The following is a 4,645-nucleotide window of genomic DNA, read 5'->3' on the forward strand; positions in this document are numbered from 1 at the left end:
GCGCAGCTCACCGACGGCACCAACTGGTATTACGAGAAGGATGTAACCGACCAGGTGCACGATGCGAATCAGAAAGACGATACCCACATCAAGATAGAGTTGGAACAGCTTCCCTTGCCGAAGCCAGCCCCAGGCACCGATGGTGGTCTTCAGCCGAGCGTAAGCAAATGGAATGAGATATACATAGATATCAAAATGTAGAATAGATATTGTCTATTATCAATAAGGATATAGATTATCATCAATAAGGATATTATCTATCATTAATAAGATATAAAAACATAGTATTAATTTTTTAAAAGTATCAATTATGAAAAAAGCGTTTTACATGATGGCAGCTGCTGCCATCGCCCTCTCTTCTTGCTCTTCAGAGGAGACCACAGATGTTGCGAAGAGCTCATCTATCACCTTCCGTACTTCCGTTGGCTTGAATAGCCGTGCCCTGGAGTTAACAGGTAAGGATGGAGTAACTAACATGACTAAGATGACTGTTAGTGCATTTGATGGAGATAATGCATATTTTGCAAATAAGGTATTTGAGAAAGGTGATAATAACTTTTTTGAAGCTAAGAATTTCAATCCAACTTGGCCAAAGAATGGAAGTCTCACCTTTGTTGCTTACTCTCATCTTGGAGATACTTGGGGTTACAATGTTCCTACTTTAACAAAAACAGGTGCTAGTATTACTGGTTTTAAACCAAAATTGGATATCAAGGATCAGCACGATGTTGTTTTTGCATATGGTACAGGTTCTCAGACAGCTAATGATGCGAATGGTGTAGAGTTGAATTTTGAGCACATTCTTTCTCAGATTAAGATTGTAGTTAAGAATTCAGATGCTGATCTTCATTATTCTATTAAGGGTATTCGTATTGCTTCTGTTAGTGGTTCTGCAGACTATGCATTCGCACATGACGCAGGTAAGAACACAAATAGTCATACTTGGACTAATTCTGGTACTGCAAATGCTGTATATGAAACTGTGTTTGAGAATCCGATAACTCTTCAGAATTCAGATCCTGTCGATTTGACAGATAAGTGTAATGCAGGTGGTGTTGCAGGTGGTGCAATGCTTATCCCTCAGACAGTAACATCTTGGGCTGGAACAACTGCTGATGTTGCTGATAAGTTTGATAGTTTTACAGGTAAGGCATACATCTCTTTGTTGATTAATGTAAAAAGAGGTAAAACAGCCATTTACCCTGCAAGCGGTAATGGTTACGGTTGGGCTGCCGTTGCTCTTCCTAAAAATACAAAATGGGATGCAGGCAATAAGTACATTTACACTCTTGACATGACAAATGGTTGTGGTAAGGTGGATCCTGTAAAGCCTAATCCTGAAGGTAGTACTGAAGTAAAGCCTGGAACAGATGATTCACAGAAGGGTGACAACATCTTCGGTAAGACAATCAAGTTCACTGTAAAGGTAGTGAAGGATTGGGTTGATGCATTTGCTGGTACAGAAGGTGGCAACATTAAGATGTAATCCCCTCACATTACATTCACAATAAAAAATCAAATTCAAGGAATTGGAGATTCCCTCTCACGTGATGTTGAGCTTCGGAATTCTCCAATTCCTTTAACTCCAAAAAATGGCGTAAGAAAAAGAATAAAAAGAAACCATTATGATGAAGAAAACTTATAAAAGCAGTTTGTTGGCACTCAGTGTACTCGCATCCTTTACGTCATGTTCAGAAAGCGAATCACTGCAGCAAGCCAATCTATCAAAAGATAAAATCACGTTTCATGCAACGCTCGACAACAGCTGGAAACCCATGTCTCCCGCTTCCTCTTCCCGTGCTGCCATTGCTGCTGCCACCGAGAAGGGTCCCATCGTCGTGCCAACTCCTTTCGGCAAACCCCTCTATCTCCATCCCGTAGTGCAGGATGGCATCCATATCTGGAGCAAGGAAGGAAAACCCATCACCCGTTCCGGCGCACCCCTGGAAGACGTAGAGCACGAAAGGGTAGCGCTGACGCGTGGAAGCATGAAGGATAATATTGGCGCCTATGGTAGCTTTGGCGTAACTGCGATTTATAAGAACGGAGAAAATAATTTATCATTATTCCAGGAAGAAAATGGTGATCCAAAAATAGCGGTAGCCACATCAAACACAGAAGATAAGGTGTGGGAAATCAAGGACAGCCGCTGGCCAGTGGGTTCAGAAGTGTCTTTTCATGCCTTCGCTCCATATAGTGCAGGCTCAACTTCTCCTCTGAGTTTCACGCCAGATGTAGATAATGAAAAGACTCAGATAACATATACTGCATCAACAACGGATATTGTGAATCAGCCCGATTTGATTCTTGCCACAGCCAAAGGCTCGCAATCAGATAACGCCTTGGATTTGAATTTCAATCATGCCCTTACTGCCGTAACCTTCGCTATCGATAAGGATTTGGCTGATGTTCTTGGTGCTGGAAAGAAATTGACAAGCATTACTCTGAGTGGTATTCCTAACGAGGGTACCTATGATCTTGCTGTAATGAAAGGAGAAGGAACTGCTGCACCAGATTGGCAATTTGCCCAGGATGGTGGAAGCAATAAAACAGGAATATATACATTCGATCTCAAGGATCAAGATATAGTAACAGGCAAGGATTTCGCATTGACATCAGATAACAATACGCTGATGATGATTCCGCAGACACTGCCAGAAAGTGCCAAGTTGAATTTCCAATTCGAACTGGATGGCGTACTCCAGTCCCTGATTATCGATATGAAGGACCAGGTATGGCTGCCAGGTAAATCTGTCATCTATAAGCTTTCGGCAAAGGCTATTAATACGCTGAGTAATCCGGAGGTTGTGTATCCTGATACATGGACTGCTGTTGGTTATCCTAAGCAGTTGTTTAATGACAATGAGGCTATCGGCCTCTATGCAGTAAGTAAGGATGGGTTAGTGGTAATCCCTAATATCAAGCTTGTGAAGCAGCAGGATGATCAGGGAAATTCTATTTGGAAGACAGAGAATAATCAGAGATTCCTGTTCACTACAAATTATAAGTATTTTGCCTACTATCCATATAGTAAGACAGAAAAAACCATTGATAAAGAAGCAACAACTGCTGCTGAGTTCTTTAAAGATATGATAGATAAATGGACACCTGTTAGTGCTCAGCAAGATGTTAATACTCTTGTGAGCCAGGACCTTCAGGTGGCTAGTGGCGTCGTAAAAGCAGATGCTTCTACATTAGAGTTCAAAATGGATCACCAGGTTAGTCTTGCGGTATTAACTTTGAGTGACAAGAAGATACCAGTTACTTGTTACTTTAAAGACAATTCGTATAAGTATTACTATGGTGATAAGACTATAACGCCAAAAATTTCTAAGACAGAGGGTGAACGGACATTGACCGCCTCAACTGATTTTATAGGCAATGTACCTTATTGCGTAACTAAGGGTACAAAATATCTTCAAATCATTCCGTTGCGTGTACAGACATCGTTTAAGGCAGGAAATCCTAATGACGATACTCGAACTCACTGGGGCTTTTTAAAGTCGCATAGTTTGACACCTACAGAAAGTACTCCACAACAACTTTCAATCCAGGCAGATCCTGCGTTTATATATGGAGTTAGAGACTTCGAATACGATACCGGATATAATCCTGTAACAGGAGCCGGTGTAGGTCATGAAGTAGATTTTGTTCAGGAGTTTGGGGTTCCAGAAGATGCAACTTACAAGTTGGAATGTTGGGGAGCAGGTTCTGCAAAAAATACTGCCTGGAATGGATATTCTTATTCAGGTTTTGGTGGGGGATACTCAAAAGGAAACGCAACACTGAAAGAGAAGAATACTCTTTATGTTTGTGTCGGTGGAGAAGGAACCCGTAACGATCCAAATAAACCTAATCATGGCTCAAGCTATGGTGGTTTCGGTGGATATAATGGAGGACGCGATTCTAGAAATGGTGCAAATAAAAGTAAGATTGGAGGCAGTGGAGGTGGCGGTGCTACCCATATTGGTTTTAAAAAAGCAATGCTGACCGCCTTTAAGCAAGATTATGACACTCAACTTATAATGGTTGCAGGTGGACGTGGAGGTGATTGCTATCATTGGGAAGGTGGATATGGTGGTGGAGATGCTGGTGGATTATCAATTTCTACCTCTCAAGGTAATAACGCGATATCTAATTATGATGCTTCTGGTAATTTTTATGATCCTCACAAAAATAATGCACCTAACTGGTATATATTTGGTATGGGAGAACAAGCCCGTAAAGCAACTGGTACCGAACATGGTAGTGGCGGTGGCGGTGGCGGCTTCTGGGGAGGCTGGGCTGGTACTAATTCTGTATCTTCTGGTGGTGGCGGTACAGGTTATGTAAATAAAGCCTTCCTTAGCCAAGATGCAGAAACGATAGCCGGTAATAAAACATTTAAATCTCCGGCTGGAATCGACGAAACAGGCCACAAAGGTCATGGAGCTGCGAAGATTTCATGGGAGGCCAAGAAATGCTTTAATCCGTAGTACTTGATTTCCGTAGCGCCGGATATGCCCTTTCCTTAGCGCCGGATATGCCCATCCCCCGTTAGGCGTCCCGGCGGATATGTTATCCGTAGCGCCGGATATGTCCTCCGTTAGGCGTCCCGGCGGATTTGTAATCCGCCGTCAAAAACTGACCTAACCACTTTATGCTC

The 4,645-nt window shown here is 42.3% G+C and carries 2 protein-coding genes and 1 pseudogene; all 3 read left to right on the forward strand.

Features of this window, described 5'->3' with window-relative positions:
• Positions 1–201: pseudogene (locus tag DXD25_RS16820) on the forward strand (DUF5119 domain-containing protein); the annotation flags it as partial.
• Between the two features lie 109 nt (positions 202–310).
• Positions 311–1,486 carry a fimbrillin family protein gene (locus tag DXD25_RS15810; protein ID WP_117664334.1) on the forward strand — a complete coding sequence of 392 codons (1,176 nt, stop codon included), beginning with the start codon at positions 311–313 and terminating at the stop codon, positions 1,484–1,486.
• Positions 1,487–1,625: 139 nt separating this feature from the next.
• Positions 1,626–4,475: a fimbrillin family protein gene (locus DXD25_RS15815; protein WP_117664335.1), complete on the forward strand. Its 2,850-nt coding sequence runs from the start codon at positions 1,626–1,628 to the stop codon at positions 4,473–4,475.
• Positions 4,476–4,645 lie beyond the last annotated feature (170 nt).

Source organism: Prevotella sp. TF12-30 (genome assembly GCF_003436715.1).
Taxonomy (GTDB): domain Bacteria; phylum Bacteroidota; class Bacteroidia; order Bacteroidales; family Bacteroidaceae; genus Prevotella; species Prevotella copri_A.

Excerpts from the sequence above, each read along its gene's own strand:
- DXD25_RS15810 (WP_117664334.1), top strand. The coding sequence starts at position 311 with ATGAAAAAAGCGTTTTACATGATGGCAGCTGCTGCCATCGCCCTCTCT.
- DXD25_RS15815 (WP_117664335.1), top strand. The coding sequence starts at position 1,626 with ATGATGAAGAAAACTTATAAAAGCAGTTTGTTGGCACTCAGTGTACTC.